Source organism: Asticcacaulis sp. MM231, assembly GCF_964186625.1.
Lineage (GTDB): Bacteria > Pseudomonadota > Alphaproteobacteria > Caulobacterales > Caulobacteraceae > Asticcacaulis.
The window spans coordinates 2,234,620-2,252,447 of sequence record NZ_OZ075108.1 but is presented as its reverse complement, the minus strand read 5'-3'; the positions used below and the strand labels follow the sequence as shown (position 1 = coordinate 2,252,447).

Here is a 17,828-nt window from a genome sequence, read left to right as displayed (position 1 = left end):
ACAGTTCACATGTTATCGCGTTTCTTTATCGATCGGCCGATCTTTGCCTGGGTCATGGCCATCGTCATCATGCTCACAGGCACGCTGGCCATTTTCACCTTGCCAGTGGCGCAATATCCGGAGATCGCGCTTCCGCAGGTCTCGATTTCTGCCAGCTATCCCGGTGCTTCGGCCAAGACGGTTGAAGACTCGGTGACTCAGGTCATCGAGCAAAAAATGAAGGGGTTGGATGGGCTGCTCTATATGAGTTCGACCAGCGATTCCAATGGGTCGACCTCTATCACCCTGACCTTTAAGGCTGGTACTGATACCGACATCGCTCAGGTACAGGTGCAGAACAAGCTTCAGACGGCGACGGCGCTCCTGCCGCAGGTCGTTCAGCAGCAGGGCTTGCAGGTCGTCAAGTCGGCCACCAACTTCCTGATGATCGTCGGCATGTATTCAGATAACGACAAGGTCAGCAATACCGACCTGTCCGATTATGCCGCGAGCAATCTGCAGGATCCTTTGAGCCGCGTCGATGGTGTCGGCGAAGTCCAGCTTTTTGGCGCGCAATACGCCATGCGTATCTGGCTGGATCCGCAAAAACTGGCGGGCATGCAACTGACACCGGATGATGTGATTGCCGCCATCACAGCCCAGAATACGCAGGTTTCGGCCGGTCAAATCGGTGGATTGCCTGCGGTTGCTGGCACCACGCTCAACGCCACAATTACGGCTCAATCGCGCCTGAAAAGCGTCGATGAGTTCAAGGCGATCATTGTCAAGAACAGTTCAACTGGCGCAAAGGTTAATCTAAGTGATATCGCGCGCATTGAACTGGGTGCGGAAAGCTACGGCTCCAACGCCAAATACAATGGTAAGGCTGCCACAGGTATTGCCATTCGTCTGGCGCCTGGTGCCAACGCGCTCAATACAGCCAACGCCGTTAAGGCGGAGATGGCTCAGTTGTCGAAGAGTTTCCCAACCGGGATGCATTACGTCGTGCCCTACGACACAACCCCGTTCATTACCCTGTCGATCCATGAGGTGGTCAAGACGCTGATCGAAGCCGTCGTACTGGTCTTCATCGTCATGTTCGTCTTCCTGCAAAACTGGCGCGCCACCCTGATCCCGACCATCGCCGTGCCGGTGGTGCTGCTGGGCACATTCGGTGTCCTTGCCGTCTTTGGCTACTCTATCAATACGCTGACCTTGTTTGGTCTGGTCCTGGCTATTGGTCTTCTGGTCGATGACGCGATCGTCGTGGTGGAAAATGTCGAGCGCCTCATGTCGGAGGAGGGGCTTTCCCCGCGCGCAGCCACCCGTAAATCTATGGGCGAAATCACTGGCGCCCTCATTGGCATCGCGTTGGTTCTGTCGGCCGTCTTCGTGCCTATGGCCTTCTTCGGCGGCTCGCAAGGTGTCATCTATCGCCAGTTTTCGGTGACCCTGGTTTCGGCCATGGCTCTCTCGGTTGTGGTTGCTCTGACCTTGACGCCCGCGATGTGCGCCACGATGTTGAAGCCGATTGCCAAGGGCCATACCCATGGTGAGCGCGGTTTCGCCGGCTGGTTTAATAAGAACTTCAACGCCGCCAGTAAGGGTTACCAAGGCATTGTCCGCGGTATGCTTGGCAAGAGCGGTCGCTACATGATCGTCTTCGTTGTGATCGTGGTGGTCATGGGGTTCCTGTTTGTGCGTCTGCCCAGTTCCTTCCTTCCTGAAGAAGACCAGGGCATGGCCTTTGCGCTTGTGCAACTGCCTGCTGGCGCCAGTGAGGAACGCACCCAAAAGGTGCTGGGTGATGTCAGCACCTATTTCAGCAAGAACAAGGACGTTGACGCTACCTTCACGATTTCCGGCTTCAGCTTCGCCGGATCGGGACAGAATGTCGGCATGGCCTTTATCCGCCTGAAGGATTTCGAAGAGCGCCACGCGGCTCAGTCGAAAGCGGCGGCCATCGCCGGCGGCGCCATGATGCATTTCATGGGGAACCCGGACGCCACCATCTATACACTGGTGCCACCAGCCGTTTCGGAACTCGGCAATTCTTCTGGCTTCAATCTTGAATTGAAGGACAACGCCGGTCTTGGTCATGAAAAACTGATCGAGGCACGTAATCAGTTGCTTGGCATGGCGGCTCAAAGCCCTGTGCTGACGCAGGTGCGTCCGAATGGTCAGGAAGACACCGCTCAGTATGATATCACCATCGACCAGGCTAAGGCCGGTGCCATGGGCCTTAGCACGTCGAGCATCAACTCGGTCATCTCGACCGCTTGGGGTGGTTCCTATGTCAACGACTTCGTCGATCGCGGCCGCGTCAAAAAGGTCTATGTGCAGGGCGATGCTCCCTTCCGTATGAAGCCGGAAGACATGGATCGCTGGTTTGTCCGCAACGACGCCAACCAGATGGTGCCCCTGTCTTCGGTCGCCTCATCAAAGTGGTCGTTCGGCCCGCCGCGTCTCGAACGCTATAACGGCACCTCGGCGGTCAATATTCAGGGCTCTGCTGCTCCAGGTCAAAGCTCTGGCGCCGCCATGGACGAAATGGAAAAGCTTATCAAGCAACTCCCAGCCGGTATCGGCTACGAATGGACGGGGCTGAGCTTGCAGGAACGTGAATCCGGCGATCAGGCACCTGCACTCTACGCGTTGTCGATCCTGGTCGTTTTCCTCTTGCTGGCCGCTCTCTATGAAAGCTGGACCATACCTCTGTCAGTCATCATGGTCATCCCGCTTGGCGTGCTGGGCGCGGTTCTGGCTACCAGCCTGCGCGGCCTTAACAACGACGTCTATTTTCAGGTCGGGCTTTTGACCACGATCGGCCTGTCGTCGAAAAATGCGATCCTGATCGTCGAATTCGCCAAAGACCTGCATGAAAAAGGTATGCCTTTAATTGAGGCAACGCTTGAGGCTGTCCGTATCCGTCTGCGTCCGATCATCATGACGTCGCTGGCCTTCACCTTCGGTATCGTGCCTCTGGCCGTATCCAATGGAGCAGGTTCCGGTGCCCAACATGCTATCGGCACAGGTCTGATTGGCGGCGTCTTGTCCGCAACCGTCCTGGCCATCTTCTTTGTGCCCCTGTTCTTCGTTCTGGTTCAGAAGATCTTCAAGGCTGACGAAAAGCACATGGCCAAGCTCCAGCGCATCCGTGAGGATGAAATCGCTGCCGAGGCCGCTGCGGCCCAAGCCTCCAATATCCCTCCGGCTGAACATTGATCGGAACATGACCATGAAACCCACCTTCCGTATCACACGTCTTGTTCTTATGGCGGCGGCTTCGGCCGTTGCCCTGAGCGCCTGCACAATGACGCCGCGCTATGAACAGCCTAAGCTCCCGGTGGCTGTAAATTGGCCGGTAGCCGCCACCACAGCTTCCGAGCAGTCGGCAGACAGCCTGCCATGGCGCGAGGTCTTCCTCGATCCTCGCCTGCAAAGGGTGATAGGGCGCGCGCTCGATAACAACCGCGATCTCTCCATTTCGGTGTTGAATATCGAAAAGGCACGCGCCTCATATGGCGCCACGCGTTCTAGTCTGGCCCCGACGATCGCGGGAAGCGTCACCGAGACACGCACGCATACAGAGGCTTCCAACACGGACACGGACAGCTTTAACGCCGCCCTCGGCATATCGGCCTATGAACTGGACCTGTTCGGGCGAGTGCGCAGTCTGACCGGTGCGGCGCGTGAAACCTACCTTTCGACGACCGAAGCCAAACGAACGACACAGATTTCACTGATCGCGGAGACGGCTTCGGCGTGGATAACACTCGGCGCCGATCAGGATCTTCTTCGTCTGGCCCGTGAAACCCTGGCGACGCGCGAACAGGATTACCAGCTTTCAAAGCGACGCTTCGATCTGGGGGCTATGAGCGAAATCAACCTGCGCAGTCTTGAAGTCTTGACCGAGACAGCGCGTGGCGATGTGGCGCGTTATGAAGCCCAGGTCAATCAGGATCGCAATGCCCTTGTGTTGTTGAGCGGGGCAGAGGTGCCAGATGCCGATCTGCCCTCGGGGCTGCCTGATGACAATGCAATCCTGGCCAATCTGCCTGCAGGCCTTCCATCGGATGTGCTCATCCGTCGCCCGGATGTCTTGAGCGCCGAGCACAATATCAAGGTGGCGAACGGTAATATTGGTGCAGCAAGGGCTGCTTTTTTCCCGAGCATCAGCCTGACCGCGAGCACAGGCTCCACCAGTGGTGATCTCGACGGACTGTTCAAGTCAGGCACGGGAAGCTGGAGCTTTGTACCTTCCATCAGTGTCCCAATCTTTGCCGGCGGCGCCAATCGCGCTAATCTCAAAGGAGCGGAGGCCTCGCGCGATATCGCCGTCGCCACTTACGAAAAGACGGTACAGACGGCCTTCCGTGAGGTGGCGGACGCTCTGGCTGTGCGCGCTACCATTGATCGGCGTCTCGATGCCGCCGACAAGGCTGCTAAGGCTGCTGACATCAGCCTGACGTTGGTGCAGGCCCGCTACACAAGCGGTATTGACAGCCTTCTCGACCAGTTAGACGCTGAACGTACGGCCTATAGCAGCGAACAGAGCCTGATCTCGATTCGTCAGGCGCGCAGCACCAACCTGATTACACTCTACAAAGTGTTGGGTGGGGGAACTGGTAACTAACTGCAGGGCAACCGGCGGTTATTACGGCGCGGCTTCACGGCCGCGCCGTTTTGCGTCATGGATATGGTGAGACACGTACCTCCCCATATGATACCTGATTTTTTGTTGGACGCACGTGCGGGCTGTGTTAGGTCTTGGGAGGGTGTAAAATACACCCTTACGGGCCTGTGAGTCCCTGGCTGTATGCCGCCCTTCCCAGAATGCATCCAGGTCAGGAATTGAAGAACCGTGGTCACGTCGGTCTACACCTCTTATAGCGCCGCTCAAATCAGTTCTATTTCCCCCCTGGGCGTCAAGTCTATGACGCCGACGGACATCGCCGCTTTATCGGTGACACAGATCGCGGCCTTCAGCGCCGAGGCGATCGCGGCCCTCAGTACGCGCCAGATGATGGCGCTGACACCAGACCAGATCGCCGCCTTCACCACGAATCAAATGGTGTTCAGCGCGTCGCAACTGACGGTGCTGATTGATGTGCAGATGGAAGCGTTCGGCGTCGAGGAGATCGGCGCGCTAAATACGCTGCAGATCAAGGGATTGACGGCGATCGATATCGGCGAACTGTCGCCGGCGCAATTCGCGGTTCTGTCATCGTCGCAACTGGAGGTCTTTTCCGCTGCTCAGATGCGCGGTATAACCACCGAGCAGTTGGCGAGCCTGACTACAACGCAATTGGCGGCCCTCAGTTCCACGCAACTGGCGGCGCTCGGTTCGGCCCAGATCAAGGCTTTGTCGGCGACCAATCTGGAGGCGCTGACCTCCAGCCAGATCGCCGGCATGACCTCGACCCAGATCGGCTGGCTCAACACCACTGGCCTTGCCACCTTCAGCAACGCGGAACTGGCCAGCCTGACCACGACCCAGATCAAGGGGTTGACGACGACTGAAGTTGCTGGCCTGTCGCCGGAGCAAATGTCGGCCCTTACGCCCACTCAGCTTGCTGTCTTCAGCGCCACCCAGATCAAGGCGCTATCGGCGACGCAGATTATGGGGCTGGGTGAGGCACAGATCGCGGGCTTCACCACCGGCCAACTCGGCGCCGTGACGACGACGCAGATGTCCGATATGGGCACCACCTTCCTCAGCGACCTCAACGAAACGCAGTGGCCGGCCCTGTCTGCAGGGGTGATCGCTTCGCTCAGCGAGGAACAGATCGCCTCTTTAAGTGCCAGCCGCTTTACCCAAATGAAGGCAGCGCAGGTCCAGGCCTTGACCGATACCCAGCTTGACACCCTGACCACAACGCAGTTTTCAGGCTTCGGCTCAACGCAAATTTCAGCTTTGAGCAAGGTGCAGATCGGTTATCTCAGTGAAAGCCTGATCGGAGGACTGAGCACAACGCAGATCGCATCCTTGAGCGCCAGTCAGATGACCGGGATCAGCACGGATCAGGCGCCGCTTCTCTCTGTGACCCAGATCGCCGCGCTGAAAACCACGCAGGTCAGCAGCCTGACAACCTCATCGCTTTCGATGCTTAACGAAACCCAGTTCGACGTCATCAGCGCCACACAGCTTTCGGCCCTGACCGGCGCTCAGTTGCGCAGTCTGAGCACCGACATGCTCAACAGCCTGACCGTGACACAGCTTTCAGGACTGACCGTGACGCAGGTCGCAAACCTGACTGTGACGCAAGTGCAGGGGTTGACGACCACGCATCTGAACGAGATGACGACGACGCAGGTGAGGGGGCTGACCACAACGGTTATGGCGGCGCTCGATATCGAGACGCTCTCGGCCTTTTCGTTGACGCAACTGACCGCGATGACATCGCTTCAGGTACGCGGCATCGATCCGCAGGCGCTCAGCGAGTTTTCCAACACGCAACTGGCAAGCCTGACCTCGACGCAGATGCCGGGCCTGACCAAAACGCAAATGGCCGCCTTGAGCACCGAGCAGGTGACTGCCCTAAATAGCACCCAGACGGCGGCCCTGACGGCGACACAGATCAGTTATTTGAGCGTTGAGCAGGTTTCCGGCTTGAGCCTGACTCAGTTTACCAGTCTGACCGCGACCCAGATCGCTGGACTGAACGTCACGCAGGCAGCCGTTCTGACCACGACGCAGCTTGCGGCCTTGTCGTCCACCCAGCTCAAGGGGGTGAGCCTGACAGCCATGAAGGCGCTCGACGCTAATCAGTTGGCGGCGCTGTCGAGCGCGCAACTGGCAGCCCTGAGCACGGGGCAGATCATGAATGTCAGCACCGGCGCGCTCGGTTCTATGACGACCTCGCAACTGCATAACCTGACGACGACGCAGGTGGCCGCCCTGACCAAGGCCCAACTGGCCGGCCTCAGCACGGCGCAGATCGCTTCTCTGTCCAGCACGCAGGTGGCGGCGTTCACTGTCACCCAGATGGGCTATCTCAGCGTCGATCAGGTCGGCGGACTAACGCTGGAACAGATCGGCCGCCTGTCGACTACCCAGATCAAGGGGCTGGCGGCTGATGATATCGGCAATCTATCGAATACACAGCTTGGCGCCTTCACGACCACGCAGTTCGACGTCTTGACATCGACGGTCATTGCCGGCCTGAGCGACGCCCAGATCGTGGCGCTCAGCAAGACCCGTCTGGCGGAGATGGAAACGACCCAGTTGCTCGGTCTGACCAAGACGGCTATATCGGCCTTGTCGAACGACCAGTTGTCAGCGCTCAGCCAGACCCAGTGGCGGGCGCTGAACGCGGCCCAGGTGAGCGCGCTCAATGGAGATCAGGTGGCGGGGCTGACGACGAGTGTCCTGACCAATCTGACGACCGCCCAGCTTACCGGCCTGACAGTTGATGATTTCGCCGAATTCAGCGGTACGCAACTGGCCAGCCTGACGGCGCGGCAGATCGCCAGCCTGACGGCGGCACAAGTCGGCAAGTTGACCGCGACTGAATTCGCTAGTCTGAACGCGACGCAGGTCGGGGCGCTGACGGCAGCGCAGATGCGCGGATTGACCGCTACCCAAATCGCCGATTTCGGTGTCGATGCGCTGGCGCGTTTCTCGACGACGCAGATTGCCGCGCTTGGCGCCGCCCAGACCAGCGCTTTGAGCGCGGATCAGGTCAGTCACCTGACGACGACGCAACTGGCCAACCTGACCAGCACCAGCCTTGGCGGTTTCAGTTCGACCCAGGTCGGGGCCCTGACCGGTACCCAAATCGACACCCTCTCGACGCGGCAGCTCGCGGCCCTGACGACCACCGCCTTGGCAGGCATGAACGATACGCGCATCGCGGCCCTGACCACCACGGGGCTCAATGCCTTAAGCGCCATACAGGTGCAGAACCTGACCACCAGCCAGCTTGCAGCTCTGGGCACCAAAATCGCCAGCCTGACCACCACACAGACCCGTGCGCTCAGTTCCACCCAGATCGGCCTTTTGACAACGCAACAGGTTGCGGCGTTTTCGACGACACAAGTGGATGGTCTTGTCGCAAGCCAGATGGCGGGCCTGACCTCCGAGCAACTGGCGCAACTCAGCACCAGCCAGATTGATGTGTTGACGTCAACAGCTTTGGCCGGGCTGACCAGCACCAGCCTGTCCGGGCTTAATACAACGCAGATTCTCGAACTCAGCACCACACAACTCAAGGGCCTGACCGCAACGGCTTCGGCCGGTTTCTCGGCCGATCAACTCTCGTCCCTGACGTCCACACAACTCAAGAGCCTGAGTGCCGCCGCTTTCTCAGGTTTAAGCGCCAGCCAGTTGGATTCGCTGACGATCACGGCTCTGCAATCCTTAACCACAACTCAGATGGCGGGGTTGACTTCGACCCAGATCGGCAATCTGTCCGCCGGCAATCTCGCCAGCCTGTCGAGCACGCAGTTCCGCGCCCTTAATGCGGCAGCGCTCGGCGCCATCACCGATGCGCAGATCGCGGCGCTCAGCTCGACTCAGGTGGTCGACCTGACCACGACGGCGCTGAATGCCTTCAGTTCGACCGCCATCTCCGCTCTGTCCATCGGCCAAATCGACGCGCTCAGCACGACCCAGCTTTCCGCGCTTTCGCAAAATGGCATAACGGCGCTCAATGCCGAGCAGCTATCAAGCCTGAGCACCAGTCAGCTTCTGTCCCTGGGAACGACCCAGATCGCAGCGCTCAACGCAACGCAGATCAGCGGCCTGACCACCACGATCGTCGGCGCGCTCAGCACGACCCAGCTTTCAGCCCTGACCGCCACACAGATGCAGAACCTAGCGGCCGAGCAGATCCCCGGCCTGACACAGACCCAGATCGCGGCCTTGAGCAACAAGGCGGTCAGTGGCTTCTCGGAGGCGCAGATCGCGGCCCTGACGACGGCGCAGGTCGGCTATCTTTCGACCCAGCAGGTGGCGTCGCTATCGACCACCGGTCTATCCGGCCTTAGCACCAGCCAGTTGCAGGCGCTCGATACTGCCATGATCAAGGCCATGACGGCGACACAGATCGCGTCTTTAAGCGCCGGTCAGATCAGCGGCCTCGGCATCGACAATACCATCATTTTGACCACAACCCAGATGTCGGCCCTGACGCAGACGCAAGCGGCCGCGCTCAGCCTGTCGCAACTCGGCGTGATGAACTCGACGCAACTGGGCGCCCTGTCGGTGACCGGATTCAACGGCCTTAGCGCCGTCCAGATGGCCTCGCTGACCACCACCCAGCTTGCCGGCCTGGAGACCTTGCAGATCGCCGCCATGACCGGCGATGATGTCAGCGGCCTGACCACCACCCTGCTGTCGGCGATGACGGCGACGCAGATTCGGGCTCTGAACGCCAGCACGCTATCGGCGCTCGGCGCCACCCAGCTTGCGGCCCTAAGCGCCACACAGATCAAGGCCTTGACTACGACAGCGATCGCCAGCTTTGACGATGCGCAGATGCGTGCTCTCAACCTGACACAACTGCAGGCCCTGGCTTTGACGCAGGTGGCAGCACTTTCGACGACAGCGGTGGGAGGGCTTGCGGAGACGCAGATCGCGGGCCTCAGCACCACACAGTTCAACGCCCTGACATCGGCCCAGATAGCCGGCCTGACTACAGAGCAGGTCCGGCAACTGACTGCGACCGATCTGGCCCGTTTCAGTTCGACCCAAATCAAGGGGCTGGATCCCGAACAGGCGGAAGCGCTTAGCACGACACAGCTATCCGGCCTGACCTCGACGCAGGTGGGAGCGCTCAGCGCCGACGCCATTGCCGGCCTGACCTCGACGCAGGTAGGGGGCTTAAGCACCGGCCAGTTCAAGAGCCTGACCGCAACGCAGATGGGGGCGCTGAACGAGAGCAATATCAACGGCCTGACGACCTCGCAGATATCCGCGCTGACCACGACGCAGATCAATGGCCTGTCGGCCACCGGCGTGGCCGCCCTGACATCGACGCAGTTCGCGGCGGTATCGACCACGCAGCTTGCAGCCCTGTCCAGTTCGGGCCTGACGGGTCTGAGCGAGGCCGTGGTCGGTGGGCTCGACCGCACACAGTTGAGCGTGCTCAGTTCCACCCAGCTTGGGCGCCTGACGACGGATCAGATATCGGCCCTGACCTCGACGCAATTACAGGGCCTCAGTCTGGTGCAACTACGTGGTCTCACAGCGACGCAGCTTTCGGCACTCAATCCGGCGGAAATCCCAGGACTGGATTCCACGATCCTTGCCAATTTCAACACGACACAGCTTGGCGGCTTGAGCTATGACGCGATCGGGGCGTTGAGCACGGCCCAGATATCTGCTCTGACCTCTACCCAGCTTGGCGCCATTGCGTCCACCGCTATCGCCGGGCTCAATACGGCTCAGATCGCTGCCCTTACTTCGACCCAGATGCGCGGGCTGACGGCAGCGCAGGTTGGTGCGCTTGATACCACCGACATCGCCGCCTTGACGTCAACCCAGATCGGCAATTTGACCTCGACCCAGATCGGCGGGCTTTCGCGTACGGCATTAAGTGGGCTCACCAGCACGCAGTTTGCCGCCCTGACCACTACCGAACTGAAGGCGCTGGGCTCGGCGCAGATCGCCGCCCTGACGACGGAGCAGATCGCCGCCCTGACCTCGACGCAACTGGCCATCCTGACCTCGACGCAACTGGCCGGCCTGACCTCCACCGAAATGTCAGCGCTCAGCACAACGCAGTTTGGCCAGTTGAGCGTGACGCAACTGACGCAGGTCAGCGCTGCGGCCATGGGCGGCCTGACCTCGACCGTGCTGGCCAATCTCAGCACCACGCAGCTCAAAGGCTTAAGTTCAGCGCAAATGTCAGGTATCGCTTCGGGCACCATCAGCGGTCTGACGACTGCGCAGATGGTGCTCCTGACCTCGACTCAGCTACGCGGCCTGACATCCAGTCAACTGGGTGGTCTCGGTAGTGACGACATCGCCGCCCTGACGACCACGCAGTTCAACGCCCTGACGGCGGCGCAACTGGCCGGCCTGACCACCACCAGCGCCAACGGTCTGACGGCGACGCAGATATCCAACCTCTCGGCCACCCAGGCCGCCGGGCTTTCGACCACGGCGATCGCCAGCCTGTCGGCGACCCAGGCCGCAAGCCTCTCCACCGGCCAGATTAGCAATCTGACCTTGACGCAGGTCGGGGCGCTGGTCACCACCGCCATTACCGCGCTCAATGCTTCGCAGGTGGCAGCGCTCAGCCTGACTCAGTTCAAGGCGCTGTCGGCCACGGGCGTGTCGGCCCTGCTCGATGCCCATATTGAAATGGTCACCACAACGCAGCTTTCATCGCTGTCTGCTACCGGCATTAGCGGCTTGAACTACGGCCAGGTCGCCAGCCTGTCGCTGACCCAACTGGCGGTTTTGACCCCGACCCAGATCAGCGGCTTCACTACCACGGCACTGGCAGGCCTTAACACCACCCAGATCACTGCCCTGACCCTTACCCAACTGGGCGGCCTGACCACGACCCAGATCGGCGGATTGACGGCTGAGGACGTCGCCTCGTTCACCACGACCGAATTCGCCGCCCTGACCTCGACCCAGCTTGGCGCGCTGGTGCGCAACCAATTGCGCAGCCTGACGACCCAGCAATTGCAGGCACTTAGCAACGCCAATCTCTCCGGCCTGACTGCTACCCAGTTTGCCGACCTGAGCTCGACGCAGCGCGCGGCCCTGACCTCGACCCAATTCATGTCAATCACGCCGACCCAGATGGCCGGACTACAGCCGTCGCAGTTTGACAGCTTCTCGACCGGTGAATATGCGGCGCTTTCGGCTTCGCAACTGACCGGGATCAGCTCGACCAATATGGCGCTGCTCGGCACCACCTTCCTTACCAGCCTGACGCCGGCGCAGATCGACGGTTTCAGCGCCTTGCAGATCAGTTACCTAACCACAACGCAGATCGCCTCTCTGTCGTCGGCGCAACTGGCGGCGCTTAACAATGCCATGGCTTGATTTATAAAACCTGACGCAGGATGAAGTAGAGCAGGCCTGACAGCACGATGGTTGCGGGCAGGGTAAGCACCCAGGCCATGGCTATGCCGCGTATGGTCGACCATTGCAGGCCTGAGCGATTGGCGGTCATGGTGCCGGCCACGCCACCGGAGAGGATATGCGTGGTCGAAACCGGCAGACCGAGACGTTCGGCGGCGTAGATGGTGACGGCCGCCACAAGACCCGCAGCGGCGCCCTGACCATAGGTCATGTGCGATTTGCCAATCTTTTCACCGACCGTGACGACGATACGCTTCCAGCCGACCATGGTGCCAAGGCCGAGCGCCAGAGCCGTGGCGATCTTGACCCAGGTGGGGACGTAGCGTGTCATGTCGTTCAGCGTGGTTTGCAAGCCGCTTAAGGCTTTGGTGTCGGGCTTGGCTTTCGCATTTTTATCCGCTTTGAGAATGCTGACCGCGCCATTGACCAGATACATGTCGTTGCGAAGTTGCGGCATGTCGGCGGAAGGAACCTTGCTCAACGCGCCGTGTACCTTTATCTGGGTCTCTATGTTGCCAGTCATCATGGCCAGTGCGCCGTAGATATCGGGCGTATCGATGCGGCGGTTACGGACGGCGGCATTGACGGCGCTGCGGGCGATATCGAGCGTGGGAACGGAAGCGCCGTGGGCGTGAACGACGAAGGCCTGCTCACTGGCATCGAGGGAAGCGACATAGGCCGGTTGGGCGGTGTCGGGCAGGGCGCGGTTGAGGGCATAGGTCGCCGGCGCGACGCCAATCAGGATGATCATGATGAGGCCCATGCCCTTCTGGCCGTCATTGCCGCCGTGCGCGAACGATACGCCTGTGCAGGCGGCGATCAGGGTGGTGCGAATCCAGAACGGCGGCGGCGCCTGATCTTTCGGCGCTTCGTAAAGCTTCGGATTGCGGATCAGTGTCTTCATGGCCAGCAAAAGGAGAGCGGCGGCGATAAAGCCGATCAGTGGCGAGAAGATCAACGCCTTGCCGACCTTGGCCGCCTGCGCCCAATCTATGCCCGAGGTGGCGTTGACCGCTGAGGTCATGAGCTGGTTGGCGAGGCCAACCCCCATGATCGAGCCGATCAGGGCGTGCGACGACGAGTTGGGGATGCCGAGCATCCAGGTGCCAAGGTTCCAGATGATGGCCGAGATCAGCAGGGCGAAGATCATGGCGTAGCCGGCGCCGGTGCCGACCTGGAGGATTAGTTCGACGGGCAGCAGCAGCACGATGCCGTAGGCGACCGCGCCGGTCGAGGCCAGGACGCCGAGGAAGTTAAAGACGCCCGACCAGATGACGGCGAAAAGCGGCGGCATGGAGTGGGTATAGATGACAGTGGCGACAGCGTTGGCGGTATCGTGGAAGCCGTTGACGAACTCGAAACCGAAGGCGATCACTAGCGCCAGACCCAGGAAGAGAAAAGCGCCCATGGCCAAAGGCTCGCCGATGGCGGCGGCATCCTTATGGACGCTATAACCGATATAGATCAGACCCAACAGGATCGGCACTAAAAAGAAGAGGTTGGGGGACAAACGCAGCTTTTTGGGCGGAACGGGCGGCGGTGTCACCGAGTCAATCGGGTTGGATTCAAAGGACGCATCGAACATGAAGGACTCCAGTTTGTACCCGTAAGCTGTCGCTATCGGAAACCTTGCTGGCGCTCTTTGACAGGAGAGTGGTCAAGAGTTCGAACGATTTTTGTGACACTTTTGTGACGATCCAAAAAACTAGCACCTTGAAAACAAAGAATTTCTAAGAATTTTGGATCGCTATCTCCGCTATCCCGCACAATGTAGAGGGTTTTTTCTGCGCATTTGCGCCGAACACGGACAAAACAGGCCGGGATTGAGCCCGGCCTGAAAAATGCAGATGGGTCATTAGGCGTAAGCGTAGACCCGCTCCGGCTTTAGGCGAAGCGTCTCGCCGACGGAAAAGTCTTGTGCTTCGCTGCCGTGGGGGTGCTGGGTCTCGAACAGGGCGCCATCGGTCCCTTTCAGCTCCAGACGCAGATTGCTGCCCGCCGGTAAGACGGCCGTCACCGTCACCGGAATGCCGGTGCCCGTGCGTGAAAGGTGCGCCTCGTAAGGACGAAAACGCAGCGTGTAGTCCCCATCATTAGCCGCGCCCGTCACAGGTGCGCTGAAGCCGTCGAAATGGGCGACGCCGTCCTTGATGCGGCCATTGGCCTTGTTGGCCGAGCCGAGGAAGTCAAACACAAAGGCCGAGGATGGCTGACTGTGGATTTCAAGTGGCGTGCCGATCTGTTCGACCTTACCTGCCTTGAGCACGACGACACGATCGGCGAGATCGAGTGCTTCTTCCTGATCGTGCGTCACGAAGATGGTGGTGACCCCGGTTTCATGATGGATACGTTTCAGCCAGCGGCGCAGATCCTTGCGCACAAGGGCGTCGAGGGCGCCGAAGGGCTCATCAAGCAGCAGGATGCGCGGATTGATGGCGAGCGCACGGGCGAGCGCGACGCGCTGACGCTGGCCGCCGGAAAGCTGCGACGGATAGCGCTTGCCGAGGTCTTCCATCTGGATCAACTTGAGCAGACGTTCAACGGTTGATTTTATCTCGGCCTTCGACGGGCGTTCCTTTGCGGGACGGACATTGAGGCCAAAAGCGATGTTCTGTGCCACGGTCATGTGACGGAACAGGGCGTAGGACTGGAACACCATACCGACGCGGCGATCGCGCGGATTGAGCTTGAGGTAATTCTCGCCTTCAAAGCTGATCTCGCCGGCATTGGGCGTATCGAGCCCGGCCAGCAGGCGCAAAAGCGTGGTCTTGCCGGAACCCGATGGACCGAGCAGGGCGATGAACTCTCCGGATCTGGCCTCGAAGGTCACATCCTTGAGCGCCGGGAAGTTGGTGAAGGTCTTGTTGACGTTCTTGATAATGAGCGACATGAAATTGTTTCCTAGTGTCGACGGCTGGCGGCGAGTTCACCCGCGAAACGCCATTCCAGAAGGGATTTGAGCACGAGCGTGACGATGGCGAGACCAGCGAGGATAGAGGCCGCGGCGAAAGCGCCGATGGTGTCGTACTGGTTATAGGTGATCTCGATATAGAGCGGCAGGGTGTCGGTCAGGCCGCGGATGTGGCCGGAAACGACCGACACGGCGCCGAATTCGCCCATGGCGCGCGCCGTACACAACAGCACCCCGTAGAGCAGGGCCCACTTGATATTGGGCAGGGTGACGCGGAAGAAAATATCCCAGCCGCGGGCGCCGAGCGTGCGGGCCGCGACCTCTTCGTCAGTGCCCTGGTCTTCCATCAGCGGGATCAGTTCGCGGGCGATGAAGGGTAGGGTGACGAGCACCGTGGCCAGCACCAGACCCGGCAGGGCGAACACGATCTTGATATCATGATCGCGCAGCAGGAAGCCGAACCAGCCTTGTGCGCCGAAGAGCAGAATCCACACCAGACCGGAAATGACCGGCGAGATGGAGAAGGGCAGGTCGAGGATCGAGAGCAGCAAACTCTTGCCCTTGAACTCGAAGCGCGTGATGCACCAGGCGGCACAGATTCCGAAGATGGCGTTAAGCGGCACGGCGATGGCGGCGACCAGCAGGGTCAAGAGGATGGCGGCCTTGGCGTCCTGGGTATGGAGCGCGGCCAGATAGGGCGGCAGGCCTTGCGAGAAGGCGGTGACCAGCACATTGATCAATGGCAGCAGGACGATGACGCCCAGCCACAGAAGGGCGAAGGCGAGCAGGGCATAGGCCCCGAGGGTTTTGGGCGCTCTGGCGGCTTTGGCGGTCATTTGGCGCTCCCGAGATTTGCGAACATGCGCTGGACGATGTTGAGCGCCAGCAGGATAAGCAGCGAGATGCCCAACATAATGACACCGACCGAGGCGGCGCCGGCATAGTCATATTCCTGCAGCTTGATGACGATCAGCAGGGGGGCGATTTCGGAGACATAGGGCATATTGCCAGCGATGAAGATGACGCTGCCATATTCGCCGACGCCGCGCGCAAGGGCCAGCGAGAAGCCGGTGACGAGCGAGGGCATGAGGGCGGGCAGGATGACGCGAAAAGCGGTCTGGACCACGTTGGCGCCCAGGGTTTCAGCGGCTTCCTCGACCTCGGCCTCAAATTCGGCCAGCACCGGCTGGACGCTGCGAACCACAAACGGAAGACCGATAAAGGTGAGAGCCAGGAAGATGCCGATAGGTGTATAGGCGATCTTGATGCCGTGCGGCTCCAGCAGGCTGCCGACCCAGCCGTTGGCGGCGTAAAGGCTCGACAGGGCGATGCCGGCGACGGCGGTGGGCAGGGCGAAGGGCAGGTCGATCAGGGCGTCAAGCAGGCGTCGGCCGGGAAAACTGTAGCGTGTCAGGGCCCAGGCGACGGCAAGGCCGGCAAAGACATTGACGACGGCGGCGGCCAGTGCAGTGAAGAAGCTCAAGGCTAGGGCGTGGATGACGCGCTCGTCGGTCAGGACGAACAGGAAGCCTGCCAGGCCATGTTCCCACGGACGGGCAATCAATGCCGCCAGCGGGATAATGACAATGGTGCTGAGGAAAAAGATCGTGACGCCAAGCGTGATCTTGAAGCCGGGCAGGACGCGGGTGGTGCCTGTGGCCGGATGGGGCGCCTTGAAATGGTCCGGTATGGTCGGATCAGGTACGGCGGTGTCGGGTTGTCCCGTCATCGGGTTGCCTTTGTGTTTGGGTGGATACGCAACTGACCGTCAGCTTTTTTATGCGCAGACGGTGCGGTTATGGCAAGTCGCGGTCTCGTGACCTGTGACCTGCCTTTTTGTTATCGCTTTGTTATCTGATCGAATATGCCGCCATAAGCGAAGTGGACGGACTGGACTTTTTTCCACCCGCCGAAGTCGCGGATGGTGACGAGGTTGATTTTCGCGAACTGGCTGGCATATTTGGCGGCCGCCGTCGGATCACTCGGCCGATAGAAGTTCTTGCCAATGATGTTCTGGCCTTCGGCGCTATAGAGATAGTTGAGGTACTCGCGCGAAACCGCAAGGGCGCCATGCTTGTTGGCGTTCTTGTCGACCACCGCGACCGAGGGTTCGGCCAGGATGGATATGGACGGCACTATGATCTCGAACTTGCCCTTGCCGAGCTTGGCCTGGGTGAGCAGGGCTTCGTTTTCCCAAGCGATCAGCACATCACCTATACCGCGTTCGACGAAGGTCGTTGTCGAACCGCGAGCGCCGGTATCCAGCACCTTGACGTTGTCATAAACCTTCTTGACGAAGTCCCGCGCCTTGGCCTCGTCCTTGTTGTAGGCCTTCAGCGCCCAGGCATAGGCGGCGAGATAGTTCCAACGCGCACCGCCGCCGGTCTTTGGGTTAGGCGTAATGACGCCAACGCCGGGACGGGCGAGATCACCCCAGTCACGGATATTCTTCGGATTGCCCTTGCGAACCAGCAGAACAATGGTCGAGGTATAGGGCGAAGAATTGAGCGGCAGGCGGCTCTGCCAGTTGGCTGGCAAAAGCCCGGCCTTGGCTGCGATCTGGTCTATATCGTCCGACAGCGCCAGGGTAACGACATCGGCCGGGCTGCCTTCGATCACAGAACGGGCCTGAGCGCCGGAGCCGCCATGGCTCTGACGGACGGTGACGTCCTGACCGGTTTTAGCCTTCCAGTATTTGCTGAAGGCGGCGTTGTAGGCGGTGTAGAGTTCGCGGGTCGGATCGTAGGATACATTGAGAAGCTGGATCGGTTTGGGCGCGGCCAGTGCGTCGCGCGTGGCGCCGGTGGCGAGCAGCGCCACACCGGCCACAGCCGTGGTCAGAAAAGAGCGTCTTTGCATGGGAAGATTCCGGAAGGCCGGAACGGCGCGCAA

Annotated in this window: 8 protein-coding genes; 3 read left to right on the top strand and 5 right to left on the bottom strand. The window is 60.2% G+C overall.

Features of this window, described 5'->3' with window-relative positions; all coding sequences use genetic code 11:
- Positions 1-9: 9 nt before the first annotated feature.
- From ABQ278_RS11000 to ABQ278_RS10990, 3 genes are all read left to right on the top strand, one after another.
- Positions 10-3,204 (top strand): efflux RND transporter permease subunit, encoded by a 3,195-nt coding sequence (locus ABQ278_RS11000; protein WP_349319631.1) that lies wholly within the window; start codon positions 10-12, stop codon positions 3,202-3,204.
- A gap of 13 nt (positions 3,205-3,217) precedes the next feature.
- A complete protein-coding gene (locus tag ABQ278_RS10995) occupies positions 3,218-4,615 on the top strand; it encodes a TolC family protein (protein WP_349322150.1) in 1,398 nt (465 codons plus the stop codon).
- Positions 4,616-4,915: 300 nt separating this feature from the next.
- On the top strand, positions 4,916-11,986 hold the full coding sequence (locus tag ABQ278_RS10990; RefSeq protein ID WP_349319630.1) for a hypothetical protein: 7,071 nt from the start codon (positions 4,916-4,918) through the stop codon (positions 11,984-11,986).
- A gap of 1 nt (position 11,987) precedes the next feature.
- Here the strand turns inward: ABQ278_RS10990 and ABQ278_RS10985 are convergent, their stop codons facing one another.
- The 5 genes from ABQ278_RS10985 to ABQ278_RS10965 form a co-directional block, all read right to left on the bottom strand.
- Positions 11,988-13,610 carry an inorganic phosphate transporter gene (locus ABQ278_RS10985; RefSeq protein WP_349319629.1) on the bottom strand — a complete coding sequence of 541 codons (1,623 nt, stop codon included), beginning with the start codon at positions 13,608-13,610 and terminating at the stop codon, positions 11,988-11,990.
- A gap of 270 nt (positions 13,611-13,880) precedes the next feature.
- Positions 13,881-14,915, bottom strand: coding sequence for a sulfate/molybdate ABC transporter ATP-binding protein (locus ABQ278_RS10980; protein ID WP_349319628.1), 1,035 nt, complete (start codon positions 14,913-14,915; stop codon positions 13,881-13,883).
- 11 nt (positions 14,916-14,926) lie between these two features.
- A complete protein-coding gene (gene cysW, locus ABQ278_RS10975; protein WP_349319627.1) occupies positions 14,927-15,772 on the bottom strand; it encodes a sulfate ABC transporter permease subunit CysW in 846 nt (281 codons plus the stop codon).
- Complete coding sequence (gene cysT / locus ABQ278_RS10970; RefSeq protein WP_349319626.1) at positions 15,769-16,665, bottom strand: sulfate ABC transporter permease subunit CysT; 897 nt, start codon at positions 16,663-16,665, stop codon at positions 15,769-15,771. The genes cysW and cysT overlap by 4 nt, the downstream gene beginning before the upstream one ends.
- A 110-nt stretch (positions 16,666-16,775) precedes the next feature.
- Positions 16,776-17,795: a sulfate ABC transporter substrate-binding protein gene (locus ABQ278_RS10965; protein WP_349319625.1), complete on the bottom strand. Its 1,020-nt coding sequence runs from the start codon at positions 17,793-17,795 to the stop codon at positions 16,776-16,778.
- Between the last annotated feature and the right edge of the window lie 33 nt (positions 17,796-17,828).